The 16,826-nt window shown below is 56.8% G+C and carries 15 protein-coding genes; 8 read left to right on the top strand and 7 right to left on the bottom strand.

Annotation, left to right across the window (positions count from 1 at the left end):
- Nucleotides 1-79 precede the first annotated feature (79 nt).
- A complete protein-coding gene (gene oadA / locus ACQE3E_RS21965) occupies nt 80-1,903 on the bottom strand; it encodes a sodium-extruding oxaloacetate decarboxylase subunit alpha (RefSeq protein ID WP_427501086.1) in 1,824 nt (607 codons plus the stop codon).
- A 15-nt stretch (nt 1,904-1,918) separates the two neighbouring features.
- Complete coding sequence (locus ACQE3E_RS21960) at nt 1,919-3,337, bottom strand: acetyl-CoA carboxylase biotin carboxylase subunit (RefSeq protein WP_427501085.1); 1,419 nt, start codon at nt 3,335-3,337, stop codon at nt 1,919-1,921.
- A 404-nt stretch (nt 3,338-3,741) separates the two neighbouring features.
- On the opposite strand from ACQE3E_RS21960, the gene ACQE3E_RS21955 reads away from it, so the two are divergent.
- The 3 genes from ACQE3E_RS21955 to ACQE3E_RS21945 all read left to right on the top strand — a co-directional run bounded on the left by ACQE3E_RS21955 (nt 3,742) and on the right by ACQE3E_RS21945 (nt 6,468).
- Nucleotides 3,742-4,185 (top strand): hypothetical protein, encoded by a 444-nt coding sequence (locus ACQE3E_RS21955; protein ID WP_427501084.1) that lies wholly within the window; start codon nt 3,742-3,744, stop codon nt 4,183-4,185.
- Nucleotides 4,186-4,311: 126 nt separating this feature from the next.
- The gene (locus tag ACQE3E_RS21950; protein ID WP_427501083.1) at nt 4,312-5,400 is read left to right on the top strand and encodes a GNAT family N-acetyltransferase; all 1,089 of its coding nucleotides are present in this window, start codon (nt 4,312-4,314) and stop codon (nt 5,398-5,400) included.
- A 45-nt stretch (nt 5,401-5,445) separates the two neighbouring features.
- Nucleotides 5,446-6,468, top strand: a complete 1,023-nt coding sequence (locus tag ACQE3E_RS21945) for a glycosyltransferase (RefSeq protein ID WP_427501082.1) — start codon at nt 5,446-5,448, stop codon at nt 6,466-6,468.
- Nucleotides 6,469-6,474: 6 nt separating this feature from the next.
- On the opposite strand, the gene ACQE3E_RS21940 is transcribed toward ACQE3E_RS21945, so the two are convergent.
- Complete coding sequence (locus ACQE3E_RS21940) at nt 6,475-7,077, bottom strand: arylesterase (RefSeq protein ID WP_427501081.1); 603 nt, start codon at nt 7,075-7,077, stop codon at nt 6,475-6,477.
- Between ACQE3E_RS21940 and ACQE3E_RS21935 the strand changes: the two genes are divergently transcribed.
- From ACQE3E_RS21935 to ACQE3E_RS21920, 4 genes are all read left to right on the top strand, one after another.
- On the top strand, nt 7,076-7,762 hold the full coding sequence (locus ACQE3E_RS21935; RefSeq protein ID WP_427501080.1) for an ABC transporter ATP-binding protein: 687 nt from the start codon (nt 7,076-7,078) through the stop codon (nt 7,760-7,762). The two genes, ACQE3E_RS21940 and ACQE3E_RS21935, sit on opposite strands and share 2 nt — an antisense overlap.
- Nucleotides 7,759-10,245, top strand: a complete 2,487-nt coding sequence (locus tag ACQE3E_RS21930; protein ID WP_427501079.1) for an ABC transporter permease — start codon at nt 7,759-7,761, stop codon at nt 10,243-10,245. The genes ACQE3E_RS21935 and ACQE3E_RS21930 overlap by 4 nt, the downstream gene beginning before the upstream one ends.
- Nucleotides 10,246-10,494: 249 nt before the next feature.
- Nucleotides 10,495-10,668: a hypothetical protein gene (locus ACQE3E_RS21925; RefSeq protein ID WP_281021708.1), complete on the top strand. Its 174-nt coding sequence runs from the start codon at nt 10,495-10,497 to the stop codon at nt 10,666-10,668.
- A 968-nt stretch (nt 10,669-11,636) separates the two neighbouring features.
- Complete coding sequence (locus tag ACQE3E_RS21920; RefSeq protein WP_427501665.1) at nt 11,637-11,813, top strand: hypothetical protein; 177 nt, start codon at nt 11,637-11,639, stop codon at nt 11,811-11,813.
- 600 nt (nt 11,814-12,413) lie between these two features.
- Here ACQE3E_RS21920 and ACQE3E_RS21915 read toward each other — a convergent pair.
- The 4 genes from ACQE3E_RS21915 to ACQE3E_RS21900 form a co-directional block, all read right to left on the bottom strand.
- The gene (locus ACQE3E_RS21915; RefSeq protein WP_427501078.1) at nt 12,414-13,247 is read right to left on the bottom strand and encodes a hypothetical protein; all 834 of its coding nucleotides are present in this window, start codon (nt 13,245-13,247) and stop codon (nt 12,414-12,416) included.
- The gene (locus tag ACQE3E_RS21910) at nt 13,240-13,893 is read right to left on the bottom strand and encodes a hypothetical protein (RefSeq protein WP_427501077.1); all 654 of its coding nucleotides are present in this window, start codon (nt 13,891-13,893) and stop codon (nt 13,240-13,242) included. Before ACQE3E_RS21910 ends, ACQE3E_RS21915 begins: the two co-directional genes overlap by 8 nt.
- 567 nt (nt 13,894-14,460) lie before the next feature.
- On the bottom strand, nt 14,461-14,679 hold the full coding sequence (locus ACQE3E_RS21905; protein WP_427501076.1) for a ribbon-helix-helix protein, CopG family: 219 nt from the start codon (nt 14,677-14,679) through the stop codon (nt 14,461-14,463).
- The gene (locus tag ACQE3E_RS21900; protein ID WP_064023876.1) at nt 14,676-15,107 is read right to left on the bottom strand and encodes a putative toxin-antitoxin system toxin component, PIN family; all 432 of its coding nucleotides are present in this window, start codon (nt 15,105-15,107) and stop codon (nt 14,676-14,678) included. The genes ACQE3E_RS21905 and ACQE3E_RS21900 overlap by 4 nt, the downstream gene beginning before the upstream one ends.
- A 515-nt stretch (nt 15,108-15,622) precedes the next feature.
- Here ACQE3E_RS21900 and ACQE3E_RS21895 point away from each other — a divergent pair.
- Complete coding sequence (locus ACQE3E_RS21895; protein WP_427501075.1) at nt 15,623-16,819, top strand: PepSY-associated TM helix domain-containing protein; 1,197 nt, start codon at nt 15,623-15,625, stop codon at nt 16,817-16,819.
- Nucleotides 16,820-16,826: the final 7 nt, after the last annotated feature.

The raw sequence follows: 16,826 nt of genomic DNA, 5'->3' as shown, positions 1-16,826 counted from the left end.
CGCGCGGCTGGTTGTGTTTGGAGGATGCCGGTCTCGATAGCAAACGGCCTATTTTACCTTCCGAGCCGGCGGTTGGGTGTTAAATTATTTCGATCAACACCTCGTCCGGATTCACCGCATCACCCTTGGCAACGAAAATCGCCTTGACGGTGCCGGCCAGCGGGGCGGTGATTTCGGTCTCCATTTTCATCGCTTCGGTCACCAGCAAGGCCTGGCCGGCCACGACTTTTTGGCCTTCGCGGATCAATACGTCGATGATGTTGCAAGGCATGCTGGTGACCACGTCGCCCGGCGCGGCCGGCCGGCGCCGCTTGCTGGCGATCGCGCTTTTCACCGCACCCTGGGCGCCGCCGTCCAGCACGATTTCGTCCAGGGTTTCGATGACGATTTCTTCCGGCATGCCGTCCACGGTGAAGTAAAAATGCCGCAGGCTCTGGTTTTTGGGGCCGGCGCCGGTGACTTTGACGTGATAGGACTCGCCGTGTAGCGCGACGTTGAATTCGGTCGGCGCTTTCTTGCTGTCCACAGCCTCCGGCGGGGCCTCCAGTTCCAGCGGTTCCGGGACCAGATTGCCGGTCGAACGCAACTCCAAAAATTGCTTGCCGACTTCCGGAAACATCGAGTAACTGAGCACGTCTTCGTCGTTCAACGCCAGATGGCCGATCTCGCCGCGCAGATGCAAAAACTCCGGCTTCAACAGATCGGCCGGCCGGCAGTCGATCGGCTCTTCCTTACCAACCGCTTTCTTCAGCAGTTCCGGATCGACCGGCGCCGGCGCCTTGCCGTAACCGCCGTGCAGGTAGCGTTTGACCTCGTTGCTGATGGTCTCGTAGCGCTTGCCGGTCAACACGTTCAAGACCGCCTGGGTGCCGACGATTTGCGAAGTCGGCGTCACCAGCGGCGGATAGCCAAGGTCCTTGCGCACCGCCGGAATCTCCCGGTACACCTCGCCGATGCGGTCCAGCGCGTTGCGTTCCTTTAGTTGATTGGCTAGGTTCGAAATCATCCCGCCCGGCACCTGAAAAATGTGGACGCGGGTGTCGATGCCGGTGAACTCGCTTTCGTAGCGCCGGTATTTCTTGCGGACTTCGGCGAAGTATTGGTTAACCGCCTGCAGTTTGTCCAAATCCAGGCCGGTGTCGTATTCGCTACCCCGCAACGCGGTGACCAGGCTTTCGGTCGGCGGATGACTGGTGCCGCCGGCCCAGGACGATAAGGCGGTATCGACGTGCTCGCAACCGGCCTCGATGGCCTTGAGCTGGCACATTTCGGCCAGTCCGGCCGTGGCGTGGCAGTGCAGATGCAGCGGCAGATCGACCGCATTTTTCAAGGCCTTGACCAACTCGCCGGCCCGATAGGGCGTCAGCAGGCCGGCCATGTCCTTGATCGCGATCGAATCGCAGCCCAGGTCGGCCAAGCCCTTGCCCAGCGCGATGAAACTGGCGATATCGTGGACCGGGCTGGTGGTGTAGCAAATCGTGCCCTGGGCATGCTTGCCGGCGGCCTTGGCGGCCGCGACGGCGGTTTCCAGATTGCGGATGTCGTTCAGCGCATCGAAAACCCGGAATACGTCTATGCCGTTTTGGGCAGCGGTTTCGACGAATTTACGTACCACGTCGTCGGAATAATGCCGGTAACCGAGCAAGTTCTGGCCGCGCAACAGCATTTGCAGCCGGGTGTTGGGCAGCGCGGCTTTCAGTTTAGTCAAACGCTCCCACGGATCTTCCTTCAGAAAACGCAAACAAGCGTCGAAGGTGGCGCCGCCCCAGCATTCCAGCGACCAATAGCCGATGTCGTCCAGCAGCGCGCAGGCCGGCAACATGTCTTCGGTACGCAAGCGGGTGGCGATCAGCGATTGATGAGCGTCGCGCAAAATCACGTCGGTAACATAGACTTTTTTCATCGCTAGCTCCTCGGCTTACAAGCCGGTGTGGGACGCAACCACCGCCGCCAGCACGCTGGCGAGAATTTCCGGGCGGGGTTTGTTGGAGTAGTTGACCAATTCCGGGTGCGCCTCGACGAAACCGGTATTGAAGCGGCCGCGCCGAAAATCCGGATGACGCAGGATTTCCAGGTAATACGGGATCGTGGTCTTGATGCCGAACAAGCCCATGTCGCGCAATGCCCGTTCGCCGCGATTGAGCGCGTCTTCCCAGGTCATGGCACTGACGATGACCTTGGCCAGCATCGAATCGAAAAACGGCGGCACTTCGTAACCGGTATAAATCGCGGTGTCGGTACGCACGCCCGGCCCGCCCGGCGCATAGTAGCGGGAAATATGGCCGAAACTGGGCAGAAAGCTGTTCTGCGGATCTTCGGCGTTCACCCGAAATTGAATTGCGTAACCGCGCCGGACGATCTCTTCCTGGCGAAAGCGCAACGGCAAACCGGCGGCGACGCGAATCTGTTCTTCGACGATATCGACGCCGGTGATGGTCTCGGTAATCGTGTGTTCCACCTGGACGCGGGTATTCATTTCCATGAAGTAAAAGCGGCCGTCGCGATCCAGCAGAAATTCGACGGTGCCGGCGTTGGTATAGCCGACCGCCTTGGCCGCCATGACCGCCAGACCGCCCAGATACTGGCGTTGGGCTTCGTCGAGTTGCGGCGAAGGGGCGATTTCGATCAGCTTCTGGTTGCGGCGCTGAATCGAGCAGTCGCGCTCGTAGAGATGGATGGTATTGCCGAATTGATCGGCCAGGACTTGCACCTCGATATGCAGCGGATCGACGATGCATTTTTCCAGAAACACCTCGGCGCTGCCGAAGGCCTTGCCGGCTTCGGAAATCACCCGCGGATACTGTTGGCGCAGTTCGTCCGGGCCGTCGCAGCGGCGGATGCCGCGCCCGCCGCCACCGGAAGTGGCTTTCAGCATCACCGGATAACCGATCGCGTCCGCCACTTGCAGCGCCTGTTCCACATCGGCCACGTTGCCGTCGCTGCCGGGCGTGACCGGCAGGCCGGCGGCCCGCATCGCCGCGCGAGCTTCGGTCTTGTCGCCCATCTTGCGGATCACTTCGGCGGACGGGCCGATGAAGACCAGGCCGCGTTCCTGGCAGGCGGTCGCGAACAACGCGTTTTCCGACAGAAATCCGTAGCCGGGATGGATGGCATCGCAACCGGTGCGTAGCGCCAGATCGACCAAACCGTAGATATTGAGATAGCCGGCGACCGGCTCGCTGCCGATGCAATACGACTCGTCGGCCTTCTTGACGTGCAATGCAAACCGGTCGGCCTCGGTATAGACCGCCGCCGAGCGGATACCCATTTCGGCGCAGGCGCGAATGATCCGCACCGCGATTTCGCCGCGATTGGCGATCAGGATTTTGCGTAGCATGGCGGCAGTCCTTGAGTTGGCGACCTGCCGGCTACTGTAGCAAGTTGCGCCGATCTTTCAACCGTATTTCCCTGAGGGATTTCCCTGAGATTCGGGACGTGCCGGGGCGGACCTTCGCGGCGATCAATGTCGGCGCCGACCGAATTGTTGTATGTGCAACAAGTGCCAGGCAATATTTGTCGGCAATCCAGCATTCGTCACGGCGATTCCTGGAACCAGTTCGCCGGAAGCCACGGTCAGCCTGAAAAAAATGGGCCATCGAGACTGGCATCTGGCGTGTTAGTTGCTAAACTACTGATCGGGATGGCGGTCGCCTGAGTCCGGCTTGTTGAAGCGGCCGATCGCGCGGGTTCGAAGGGGAAACACACGAGCCATCGGTTTTGGAATATTGATAGGGAGTTTATATGGAGAACATCACGCGGTTTTCGACTGTTATTTTGTTAGTCTGTCCATTATGGGCGGACGCGGGTTTAGCGGCCAATCTCACGCCGGCCAACGGTAACGAAAGCATCGGTTTAGGCGGCGCCGCGCTTGCCGCCGACGCCGCGCCGCTTAGCGTCGGCGCCGCTCGGGATTTAGCGGAAGCGGTTTTCGAACAAGTTCGATTCGAAGCCGAGCAAACCTTGGGCGGCGCGATCACGGCGATCGGTAGCGTCAGTACTAGCAGTATCGACATCGACTTTCCCCTGTTACTGAATAGCGTGTTTCAACCCATCGTCGAGGAGACCCGATCTATCGATCTAAAAGGCGCGTTGCCGTCGGCCGCCTGGCTGTTTTTAAGCGGCATGCTGACTTTACTGGGCTTACAAAAACGGGCGGCCGTCGGCAAGCGATTAGCGCGAGCTTGAATGGAGAGCCGGACTTAAGGACTGGCGGCGCCGGCGCTGGCAAAGCCGCCGGGCTTCTACTATGATTGCCGGGTAGCGCGCGAGCCTTGGGCCGCCGCGTTTTCCGTCCAGTTTTAGAGAATCTCCATGTCCAAGCCCGATCAGGCAGACAATTTCAGCTATTCATTCATCGGTCCGGCCGATATTCCGGACTGCATTCAAGTGGTATTGAACAGTTTTACCGAGTTTCAGCAAACGCCGGAATGCGTCGGCGATTGGCTGGAGCGCCGAATTCTCAACAACCCGTGGCAGGCCGCATTTCCGGGTATCGGCGTCGGGGTCCGGGACCAGGGCAAACTGATCGGGTTTCGGGCCATCTTCGCCCAGCCGTGGTGGCTGGACGGCCAAGCCACCGTTATCGCCTTCGCCGCCAACACCAGTGTCGATTCGACCTATCGCGGTCGCGGTATAGGGACCGAGCTGATCGATCAATGCCGACATTTCGCGGCGATGACCAGCAGTACCTCGGCCGGCGTCGTTACCCAAAAAGCCTACCGGAAACTCGGGTACGCGGCGATCGGCGGCGACAGCAACGATTTTTTCCGCTTGCGGAGCAGCTTCAAGGCCTCGTGGCAAAAACGGGTCGGCACTTCGGCCGGCCGAATCATCGGCTCGCTGTTCGATTTGAGTCTGTTGCTTCGCGATGCCAAACTGCGCCGCGCCGGCTTCAATCTGACCGAGGAAACCCGTTGCGGCGACGAGTACGACGTATTGTGGAACCAGGCACGCGGCGGCTATGTCTCCTGTCTGGAAAGAAGCAGCCGGTATTTGAATTGGCGTATATTCGATTTTCCGACTTGTCCGTTGAAACTAATGGGTTTGCGCGACGCTAGCGGGCGATTGAGAGCTTACGCCGTCTGGCACCGCCAAGCCTTCGGCGACGGGATCGACATGGCGGTGTTGCGCGATGTGTTTTACCGGCTCGACGACAGCGAAGCCCTGCCGGCCTTGCTGTATCGTCTATATGCCTACTGGCGGGAAATCGGTATGACCTGGATCAACCTGGAAGTCGCGGCGCCCTGGCTGACGTCGGTGTTTCGCGACCTGGGTTACGAGGCCCTGCCGTCGCAGGGCAATCGTTACCATGTTTTTAGCGAGCCGCCGTTACCCGCCGCCGTAACGGAAGCTTGGTATCGTAGCGGACTCGACGGCGACTATTTCGACAATCCTTTGTAGCGGCGGAGTCGCTCCGATCAACCCCAAAAGGTAAGTGTGCAGCCCATGCAAAGACCAACTATAGCCATCATTTCCACGGTGTTAAACGAACGCGAAAGCATTCGGCAATTGCTGGACGCTTTCTTGCGGCAAAGCTTGCGCGCCGATGAAATCGTCATCGTCGACGGCGGCTCCAGCGACGGTACATTGGACGTGCTGAACGCTTACGCGGCCGAACATCGCAACGTTAAGTTCTTTGTCGAGCCGGGCGTCAATATTGCCCAGGGCCGCAATATCGCGATCGCCCGCAGCCATTGCGATATTGTCGCCGTCACCGACGGCGGTTGCCGGCCGGTGGACGGCTGGCTGGCCGCGCTGGTGCAACCCTTGCTGAACGACCCGAACTACGGCGCCGTGACCGGGGTCAGGAATGTCGAAAGCATCAACGACTTCGAGTTCTTCGCCGGCAAACTATCCACGTCGGGCAACGCCGCCAACGAGGAGGAACGGGTGTTTCACGGCCGGAATTCGGCGTTTCGTAAAAGCGTCTGGCTGGCCGCCGGCGGTTATCCGGAATGGCTGTATACCGCCGAGGACACCTTATTCGCCCAGCGCGCCAAGGCCTTGGGCTGCAAGGTGGCGGTGGCGCCGGAAGCCATCATCTCCTGGCGCCCGCGCCCAAATCTGAAAAAACTCGCCAAGCAATATTATTTGTACGGCAAGGGGACCGGCCGGATCGGCCAGACCGATCTAAACATCGTGTTTTATCACTTGCGCAACCACGTGATCTGGATGCTGGCACTGCTGCTGGGCTTCGGCTTTTTCGGTTTTTGGTTGATCGCGATGGCGGTACTGAGCTTCATGTTTTTCACGCTGGTCAATCCGGTCATCACCACCTTAAAGCGCAACAACCCCGACTTGCGGCCGAGCTATTGGTTTTACGTGCCGGTCATCGTCATGGTCCGCAGTTTTTGCAACAACCTCGGCCAATTGTCCGGCTATTGGGAATACCGCGGCGCCGGGGTATTTCGCGACAATCTGGAACGCTACCGTTCCGGCAATTGGAAGTCGCCGTTCATCGCCGGTTGACGGCAGCTATTTCAGCAGCGGAAGTAAGGACGGCCAAATTTTCTCGACCAGCAGCGGTTGGGCGTCGGCGTTGGGATGCAGGCCGTCGGCCTGCATCAGTTCCGGTTTCAGCGCAATGTCTTCCAAAATGAACGGCACCCATGCCAACCGTAGCTCGCCGGCTAATTGCGGGTAAACTTCGTAAAACATCTCGATATAGCGTTTGCCGTAATTGGGGGGAATCTTCATCGCCAACAACAACACTTCAGCGCCGATGTGTCGCGAGCGGTTGACGATTTCGGTCAGATTACGCTTCATTTCTTGCGGCGACAGGCCGCGCAAGCCATCGTTGGCGCCCAACTCCAGCACCACGACATCGGGCTTGTGACGCGCCAAGATCGACTCCAAACGCGCCAAGCCGCCGGCCGACGTGTCGCCGCTGATACTTTCGTTGAATATCGCATGGGGGCTGCCGGCGTCGACCAGTTTTTTTTGCAGCAGCGCGACCCAGCCGAGCTGAACTTCGATGCCGTAACCGGCACTAATACTGTCTCCCAACACCACGATCGTCTTAGCCGCGGCCCCGGCGGGTGCCACACTTAATACCATCGCAAGGACCATTCCAGTCATGTCACTTAATCGCACAGCCGCTCTACCTGTCATTGTCGCCGAAGGTCTCGGCAAAACCGTTCCCACCTCGGATGGGGATTTGCATATCTTGGCATCGGTGAATTTAATCATCAAGCCGGGCGAAAGCATCGCGATCGTCGGCGAATCCGGATCGGGCAAGTCCACGCTGTTGAGTCTGCTGGCCGGGCTGGACACCCCGAGTAGCGGCTCGGTGATCGTTGCCGGCCGCGATTTGACCCAAATGAACGAAGACGGCCGGGCCGCGCTGCGCAACGAGTTGGTCGGATTCGTGTTCCAGTCCTTCCAATTGCTGCCGGCCTTGACCGCGCTGGAAAACGTCATGCTGCCGTTGGAGCTGGCCGGGAACGCGAACGCCGAACCGGCCGCCCGAACCTTGCTGGAGCGGGTCGGCCTAGGTAAGCGGCTGCAACATACGCCTCGGCAACTGTCCGGCGGAGAACAGCAACGCGTCGCGTTGGCGCGAGCCTTCGTCGGCCGGCCGGCGATTTTGTTCGCCGACGAGCCGACCGGCAATCTGGACAGCAACACCGGTGCGCACATCGTCGAATTATTATTCGAATTGAACCAGGAATTACACACGACCCTGATTCTGGTAACCCACGACATGAGCTTGGCGGCGCGTTGCCAGCGCACGATACGGCTGGAAGCCGGGAGCATCGTATGAAGCGCTTTCGCTTGGCGATGAAAATGCTGTGGCGCGACGGCCGTTCCGGCGAATTGACCCTGTTGGTGATGGCTTTGCTGATCGCGGTGACCAGTTCGACCGCGATTGCGCTGTTCGCCGACCGACTGCAGCGCACGATGACGCTGCAGGCCGCCGAATTTCTGGCCGGCGACCTAGCCGTCGCCGGCCCGGCCGCGATCGATCCGGCCTGGCTGGGCAAGGCCGGCGAACTGGGCTTGGCTCAATCGCAAACCGTCGAATTCCCAAGCATGTTGCTGGAGAACGGCGAGATGTTGTTGGCCTCGATCAAGGCGACCGGCGGCGGTTATCCGTTGCGCGGCTACCTGAAAACCGGCGACGGCGCGTTCGATCATTTGAGCGAAGTCCACGCCGGTCCGGAACCCGGCACCGTTTGGGTCGACAAGCGGGTGCTGCAAGCTTTGAAACTGGAACCGGGCGCCCGGCTGACCGTCGGCGAGGCCGTGCTGACCGTGACTCGAGTGTTGGGTTACGAGCCGGATCGGCGCGGCGATCTGTACAGTTTCTCGCCGCGAGTGATGATGGCGCTGGCCGATCTCGCCGCGACCGGCGTGGTTCAACCGGGCAGCCGGGTACGCTTCGCGTATCAGTTCAGCGGCGACGAAACCGCGCTGGCCACTTACCGCGACTGGCTGAAACCGCAATTGAACCCGTCGCAACGCCTGCTGGACGTGCGCAACGACAGGCCGGAGCTGGATTCGGCGTTGAGCCGGGCCGAGCGCTATCTGGGCCTGTCCAGCGTCGTCGTGATTTTAATCGCCGGCGTCGCGATCGCGATGGCCGCCGGCCGCTATACCGAGCGGCATTTCAACGCTACCGCGCTGTTACGCTGCCTGGGTTGCAAGCAGGGTGAAATCGTGGCGCTGTACTTGGGGCAATTTTTAATGTTGGGTATCGTTACCAGCGGCAGCGGCGCGCTGCTGGGCTGGCTGGCCCAGCACGGCTTATTCCTGATGCTGCACGATTTATTGCCGGCGCGGGTTGCCGACCCCGGCTGGCTGGCGGTCGGTTTCGGCTTCGCCACCGGGCTGGCGATTCTGCTGGGATTTGCATTGCCGCCGCTGTTGCGGCTGCGCCGGGTCGCGCCGCTGCGGGTGTTGCGCCGCGACCTGGAACCGATGCCGGCCAGCGGCTGGTTGATTTACGGGCTGGCGCTGAGCGTGGTCGGCGCGTTGATCTGGCGCTATACCGGCGATTGGAAAATGACCGCGACGATACTCGGCATCGGCGCGCTGACCTTGGCGCTGCTGGGCTTGTTGCTCTACGGCCTGCTGCGGGCCGCCCGCCGCGCGCTGCCGGCCATGAATCTGGGCTGGCGCATGGCCTTGCGCGGCCTGATCAGTCACGGCCCAGCCGGCATCGGTCAAATCCTGGCCTTCGGCGTAACCCTGGCGGCAATGGCCTTGAGCTTTACCGTACGGTCCGATTTGATCGCCGAGTGGCAAAAGCAATTGCCGGACCAGGCGCCCAACCACTTTGCGCTTAACATTCTGCCGGACCAGGTCGGCGGTTTTAGTGGGGACATCGCTGGACTCGGCATCACCGCCAGCCCGTTCTACCCGGTGGTGCGGGGACGTCTAATCGAGATCAATCAAGAAGCGGTGCAGCGCCGAGTTAGTAAGGACAGCACCGGCGAAGCGGCGACCCAACGCGAACTGAGCCTGACCTGGGCCGAGCAATTGCCCGAGGATAACCGCGTCGTCGCCGGCGACGCCTGGCGGGGCTTGGTGCCCGGCCTGGTATCGGTCGAACAAAAGCTGGCCGACAATCTCGGGATTCATCCCGGCGACCGATTGAGTTTCACGGTCGGTAGCGAGCGCTTGACCGCGACGGTCGCCAATCTGCGCAGCGTGCGTTGGGATACGATGCAGCCGAATTTTTACATGATTTTCTCGCCCGGCACGTTGACCGGCTTCCCCGCCACCTACATGACCAGCTTTTATCTGGACGAATCGCAAAAATCGCTGTTGACCGGTTTGGTCAAGCGCTTTCCGGCGACGACGATCCTGGAAGTCGATCTGTTGTTGAAGCAGTTCAAAACCATCCTGACCCAACTGACCCGCGCCATCGACGTCTTGCTGTACTTCGCGTTGGCCGCCGGGTTTACCGTATTGTTCGCGGCGGTTTACGCCAGCCTGGACCGGCGCATCCGCGAGAGCGCCTTGTTGCGCACGCTCGGTGCCGGCCGCGGCTTCTTGCGGCGCGGCCATTGGATCGAGTTCGCGGTGTTGGGCGGAGCAGCCGGCGTGCTGGCGGTGATCGCCTCGGAAGCGGTGTTGTTTGCTTTGTATAACCGAGTGATGCAGATCGAATACCGGCCCAACTTTACGCTGTGGCTGGCATTGCCGTTGATCGGCATGCTGGGCGTGGGTTTGGCGGGATTCTGGGGCGTGCGCGGCGTGGTGCGGCAAGCGCCGCTGACGGTTTTGCGACGCATGGATTGACGCGAGAACGAGGCCTAAGCGTACTTGTCGTCTCCCTGCCGGTGACGCCATTCCCGGCCGTCTTTACAAGTTAATGACGGTTTCTAGCCAATCCTAAAGATAGTAACAAGAGCGGCCGTTCTTGTGGGAAGAATTTTGTTTCTTATTTGGAAATTTTAAATCTGTAAAAATGCGTATTGTAAATAAATCCGCTCAGGCCTAAAGTGAAACCAACTTCACTAACCGACTCGATGCAGTCTAGGAGCAGAAATGAAAAAGGCCGACTCTTTATACAGAGATATCGCGACCGGCGCGTTCTTTTCAGCCGGCATTTTTGGATTGGTGTTGGAGCAATGGCTGTTATCCATGGCCTTGTTCGGCGCCGCCGCGTTAGCCAGCAATCTGCAACAAGCCAAGCCCGCGCGAGCGATGTCCCGGTTTTAACTCGGGTGCCGATCGAGTCGGCATCCTCGGAGCGCACGGACGCGCGAGCGTCGGAAACAGCTAGACCGAGTTTTCCGACGTTGCTGTAAGTTCGTAGTACCTCCCGTTGTTAAGTGCTCTGTACTTCCACAGCCCCCGTCCGGGATCGGATCGGGGGCTTTTTTTGCGTCGGCGTTTTCGGCCGGAATCCGCCGCCAACCCACCGAAAACGCCAGCCGCGCCTACCGGCCAACGCAGGTTCGCAGAGCCGTTTGATGCTCCGCTTACCCCAACGAGCATGACAGGACGTTGTCCCAGGCGCATCAAACAAACCGATGCGGAAACAGCTTTAAGCGCGATCCGCAACACCTGATCGGCATGTGTCTATTTTTTGCACACGCCGGGAAAAGTCCGTTCCGGCTCGTTATTGCCCGGCCCTTAAATACCGCCCGCCTGTCGAAGGGCGCACCAGCCGGGGCTTCAACGAACTCGGCCCGACGGAATTCCCCTGATCAATAGGGCCGCATTTTTAGCAACTACCGGCAGGAATATGCCTACCGACCAATCCCGTATTCGGCGTAAATAAGCGCGTCGCGCAGCGGGAATAGCTGACTAGGCTTTTAAAATCGCGAGCAAGGCTCGGAGCCTTGCGTTTATCACTCGGAGTGTTGCGCGCAAGACTTTTAGAGTTGCGAGCAAGGCTCGGAGCCTTGCGTTTATCACTCGGAGTGTTGCGCGCGAGACTTTTAGAGTTGCGGGCAAGGCTCGGAGCCTTGCGTTTATCACTCGGAGTGTTGCGCGTCAGGCTTTTAGAGTTACGGGCAAGGCTCGGAGCCCTGTGTTTATTACTCGGAGTGTTGCGCGCAAGGCTTTTAGAGTTGCGGGCAAGGCTCGGAGCCTTGATTACTCGGGCGCCAGTGGAGAGTGTAAGAATTTTTGTGTAAACGGTCCTGAGGTAGGAGACTACCGATTCCGATAAGGAGGAAGCCATGACCGTATCATCGAAAACCATCCCGACTGACCTGCTCGACGCCTTGATATCGAACTATCAAAGCCCTGAAGACCTGATCGGCGCCAATGACCTGCTGAAGCAAGACCTGAACCCGTGCTGCGGTCGAGTGTCGCTAAAATTTAGTGACGGCTTACGGCCAATTGCGGACGGATAGTTTTTCTGACGAAGGTCTGTTAATTGATCTACAGCCGCCAGCCGTAATCCCAAAAAAGTGCGACCGCCTATAGGTTGTGCCGAGCCATGCGAGGCGCAACGATCGCGAACGGTGCGCCTGATGGCAGCACCCTATAGTCTGCGCACCTTATGGCCTTACGGAGGCTCTGACTCCTGCCGTCGTTCTCTCGCTACGACAGGTCTCCCTGCTTATCTCGCGTAAACTTCCGACCATTCCATCCCCAACCACTTGATAGGCTCCTTGATCGTTTTATCCGCCATCGTAACGTCAAGGACGATTTTCGGGCTTCGCCTTCCACATGCAGGCTCGCCGCCCCATCCCGCCGAATCGGGTTCGTCTCCTACGGACTGGTCTTTCATCGCCAGTTGCTCTCCACCCCACCTCACGGCGACGCAGTGACTTTTGATTACGGAGCTATGGCTTTCTCCGACACGGACTTTCACCGTGCTGTTTACGCGCCTTCACAGGCGCACATGCGGTGCACGTTGTTTACCGCATTCTACGGGCTCCAGTTATAACCCGACCAAAAATCAGAGCGGCGAAGGAGCGGGCTTCTTTGGGGCCGAGTTTGTGGATTTGTTAGGGCTTTATTTCCTGCAAGACCGGTATATGATCAGAAGTAATCATAAGATCGCTCTTCTCAAGAGAGTAGTGCTCATACCATTCATCAGACAACTCCTCTATACATGAATTATGATATTTTGCGAGCCACATGTACTTGGCCGAAACTGTACTAAAGCCCGGATGAGCTGATGCTGCATTTACAATTAGATTTCTATGATCTTCAAGAAATTCAGGGTACATTTCTATTTCATCAAGCTCTGATGCTACCGCCCTAATATAATCTACAAACCATATTCCATCATCATTTTGTCTAAGCAGTTTTTCTATATATTCAAGCTCCTGTTCTAATGAGTTGTGTTTAGATTGCAAGTATTGATTTGACTTTAACTCCGAGATTAGCTCTGGCTCTACAACAATTCTAGGATGGACTGCATATTTGGATTCAAGGTCATATGCTTTGATTAAGGCTGGCCCATAGAGCACAGAACCATCATAGTGAATTTGACCATATGCAATCCCACCTCTCAATAATACCCCCTCTTTTACGAGCTCACCCTGAGCATGAACCATATCCAGCAACTCGTGAAAAACGATTCCAATTGGATACATCTGATTCGTCTCAGTGTCGACTGGTCTAACTCTTACTATTGAATCAGAAAATTGAATGGTAATTGGTTCGAACTCTTCCTCATCTTCGGAAGCCACACTCCTTGGAACAGCAAATCTTTTTATTGCGGTCAATTTTCTTCGCACAACATCAGGTTCAGAGGTCATGACGATCTCACGAAAACCGAGAATATCTATGAATGTAACAACAGCGTCCCTATACATTTCCTTACAGTTAGCCATAGTTCATAACTGCCAGCGCTCTGTTTGAGCCGTAGAACGTAAGATCTAAAATTCCTATTTTTCCGGTCTCTACAAACCTATATTTAAATACTTTTTGGTTATCTCCGTAATATTGCTGACTTTCTAGCAGAACATCTGCCATTTCGAAAAGAGCTGCCGACTGTTCGTTTAGTAGGATATTCTGTAAATTCAGTGAGAAGTTCCCCACGACATTCAATGACCCCATGTGTTTTTTATTTGTATGATGAAAATATATTGCGCGCGCAGTCTTCTCTAGAGCATCTTGTATTCGCCCAATATCAATTTCTAGCGCAACAGCATCAGACAATATATTAGTCTTGGTATCATGAATTTTTACTGGAATAGGATTGTTGGCGAGTTGGCTGCCTAATGATGGTTTTCGAACAATTGCCCGCTGCACCTTTGTTAGAAATTGGTTTAATCCAACTTCATTGACACCAACTGTAGATGGCAGAATATATAACAGGTATTCATCTTCTTTAGACTTTTGCGTGTTATGTTCGTCACATGATGGTACCGTGATTAGATTCACGCGATAATTTTCGCCTGGCTGCAAATCTTTTTGTTCTGGAAAAATACATCTTGGTGGAGCATGCTCCACAGATGTCGATTCCTTTTCACACATGTAGCATGTTTGCATCATACATTTCCTATGGCTAACGAGTAATTAATAGATTTCCGTATATCCACCAAGAAGTTGTGTTGCCATAATAAATTTATGAACGGCACGGATTTTCCTTTCTGTATATCATCGATGATCAGTAACAATGGCCGGTAATGGCGAAGTTTCCGTCATTGAATCAGATGGAGCGATAGACCGCAAAGGGTCGAATTGCGTCACCCCCATTTGCTCAAGCAATCTCGTCGCCCCAAAAGCCTAACAAATTAATTAGCCGGTTTACAAATGTAATCAGCGGCTACGGTCAATCGTAGCAACTGAACGTATCTGCGGAGAGTATAAACAGCGCGAGCCCCTAATAGGAACGAACAAGGAACGCCCACCACCCCGCAGCGCTTCGCACATTCATTTTCCGCCGAGAACGCGTAACGCGAAGATCCGGGCGTGTCTGCACAAGGCCGTAAGACGTAATAGTAGGGCGTCAATAAGCGTAGCCGTATTGCGCCGCATGTTGGCCTTTAATCATGCGGCGCATTACGCTGCCGCTAATGTACCCTACAAATTACAGGCTTCTTAAAGCCCCAGCGCATCCAATTCGTCCAACAACCGTAAAGCCCGCTTAGGGTCGCCTCGCAGTTGGGCGGCTAGAAAGCGTTGTTTGGCATCCTCTTCCGCCAAGGCTTGGGTGGATAATTCGAACATCAGCTTGTTGAGGCTGATGTCGCGGACCTTGGCTATGTTTTTCAGCCTTTCGGCCATATCGTCGGGCAATCGAATGGATAAGGTTGTCATGATTTTAATAACCTCAATATTTGCTCCGGTGTCACGACTTCGTAACCCAACCGTTTAAGCTCGGCATGGGCAAAGTCCGACACATTGTTGGTGATGATGTAAGCGGCACGAGCGGCAATCGCCAGTTCCACCAAATGATTATCCGCTTCGTCCTTTAAATTGGGCCGCCATAAGTAGCGGGCGTCGATTGCGGTACAAACCTGTGCAAAACCATCAAGAAATTCCTGCAAAGCCACCGAAGTTTGGTTGCAAAGAGCCTGAATCTTCGGCCGATTAAGAAGGTCTTGATATTCAAGGTAAAGTGCGTTGCCGACAAAGGGCTGTAAATCGCCTTGGAGGCAACGGCGAAGAACTTCTCGATTCGGTCCTTTACCGCCGATCAAGCCGGCAACCAGGACATTTGTATCTACAACCACTCTAATTGCCATGCAAAATTGCCAGCATATATGCACACACGCCTATCCTAGCATATGCCTAAATTTTGGAAAGATTTTCGATCCCGCATTCAATGCGAACACCCAGCCCCTCGCGTCGCCTGAAAAATATAACCCTAATTGGACATACCAGCGCAGAGAGCAATAAATCGGCGCGATTTTCGGACGTGGGGGGAGTGCCCCCCGCGGCGCTTCGAACAGTAATTTTCAGCCGAGAACGCGTAACGCAAAGATTCGGGCGAGCCTGTTCAGCCGGGTTATCGCGACATGCCGCCAATTTCGTCCCAGTCTTCGCTAACGGCGTCAACCTAGCGCCCAGACCAGTGAATCGGCCGGCATTGCGCCGATCGCCTCCGGTTCGAATGCCGCAAACACCCAGGCAAATTTCCCATCTTCATCCATCAATCCAAATAATCGGCTGTTTTGGTGGGGATTTTGCGGTCTCAGTCGTCTTATTAGATTGAGTGCCAAACTAACGGCTGGTAAGTCCGAATCGAAAAGGAGAGCTTATGAAAATTCGCCCGTTTTGGGTGCTGGTGCATCGTTATGCCGGCTTGGCGATGACCGCGTTTTTGATCGTGGTCGGTTTGACCGGCAGTCTGTTGGCCTTCTACGAGGAATTGGACGGCCTGGTCAGCCCGCACCTGTACGCCGAACCCGCCGGGCGGCAAACTTTGCCGATTCCGCAATTACTCGATAGCGCCGAACACGCCTTGGGCAGCCGCGCGCGGGTAGCCTCCTTGTGGCTGTCGCCGCGCCACGTCGATATCGGCGTTTCGCCCAACAACGACGCCCAAACCGGCCAACCGTTGGCATTGGATTTCGATCAAGTGATACTGGACCCCTACACCGGCGCGGAACTGGGCCGACGGCACTGGGGCTCGATTACCGAAGGCATAAACAACTTGATGCCCTTTATCTATAAACTGCATTACAACCTGGCCCTGGACGACATCGGCGCCTGGACATTGGGCATCACCGCGCTGGTGTGGACCCTGGATTGTTTCGTCGGTTTTTATCTGACCTTGCCGGCCAAGCCACTAACGGCTCGCGCCGCGGGCCCATCGTTTTGGCGGCGCTGGCGGCCGGCCTGGGCCGTGAAATGGCGCGGCTCGCCGTTCCGCATCAATTACGACTTGCACCGCGCCGGCGGTTTGTGGGTGTGGATCGCGTTATTGGCTTTCGCCTGGTCCAGTGTGTACATGAACTTGGGCGATACGGTTTACGCCAAGGTGATGCAGACGGTCAGCGATTTCCGGCAGCCCTGGACCGACATTCCCGAATTGCCGCAACCCTTGCAAAACCCGCCGGTCGTGATCGGCGAGGCCTTTGAGTTGGCGGATGCCGCCGCGCGCAAGGCCGGGGCCGAGCAAGGCTTCGCGGTATTGCAACCCGCGGCGATCTGGTATAACGCCGGCCGAGGCTTTTACGTATACAGCGCGCGTAGCGACCTGGATTTCCAAGACAAGGGCGGCCAATTGCGGGTGGTGATCGACGCGGTCAGCGGCGCGCCAAAAATGCTGCTTTTGCCCAGCGGCCAATACAATGGCAATACCATTACCGCTTGGCTGGCGGCCTTGCACATGGCCAACGTGTTCGGCATGCCCTACCGGATCTTCGTGTGCCTGCTGGGTTTGACCATTGTGATGCTGTCGGTCACCGGCGTGGTCATCTGGTTGAAAAAGCGCCGTCCTAAAACCCATTAAATCGCTC

Origin of the sequence: Methylomonas sp. MED-D, from assembly GCF_050276835.1 — a bacterium.
Taxonomy (GTDB): Bacteria; Pseudomonadota; Gammaproteobacteria; order Methylococcales; family Methylomonadaceae; genus Methylomonas; species Methylomonas koyamae_A.
Note: the sequence above shows the minus strand (reverse complement) of the source record. Positions and strands in the feature narration are given on the sequence as shown.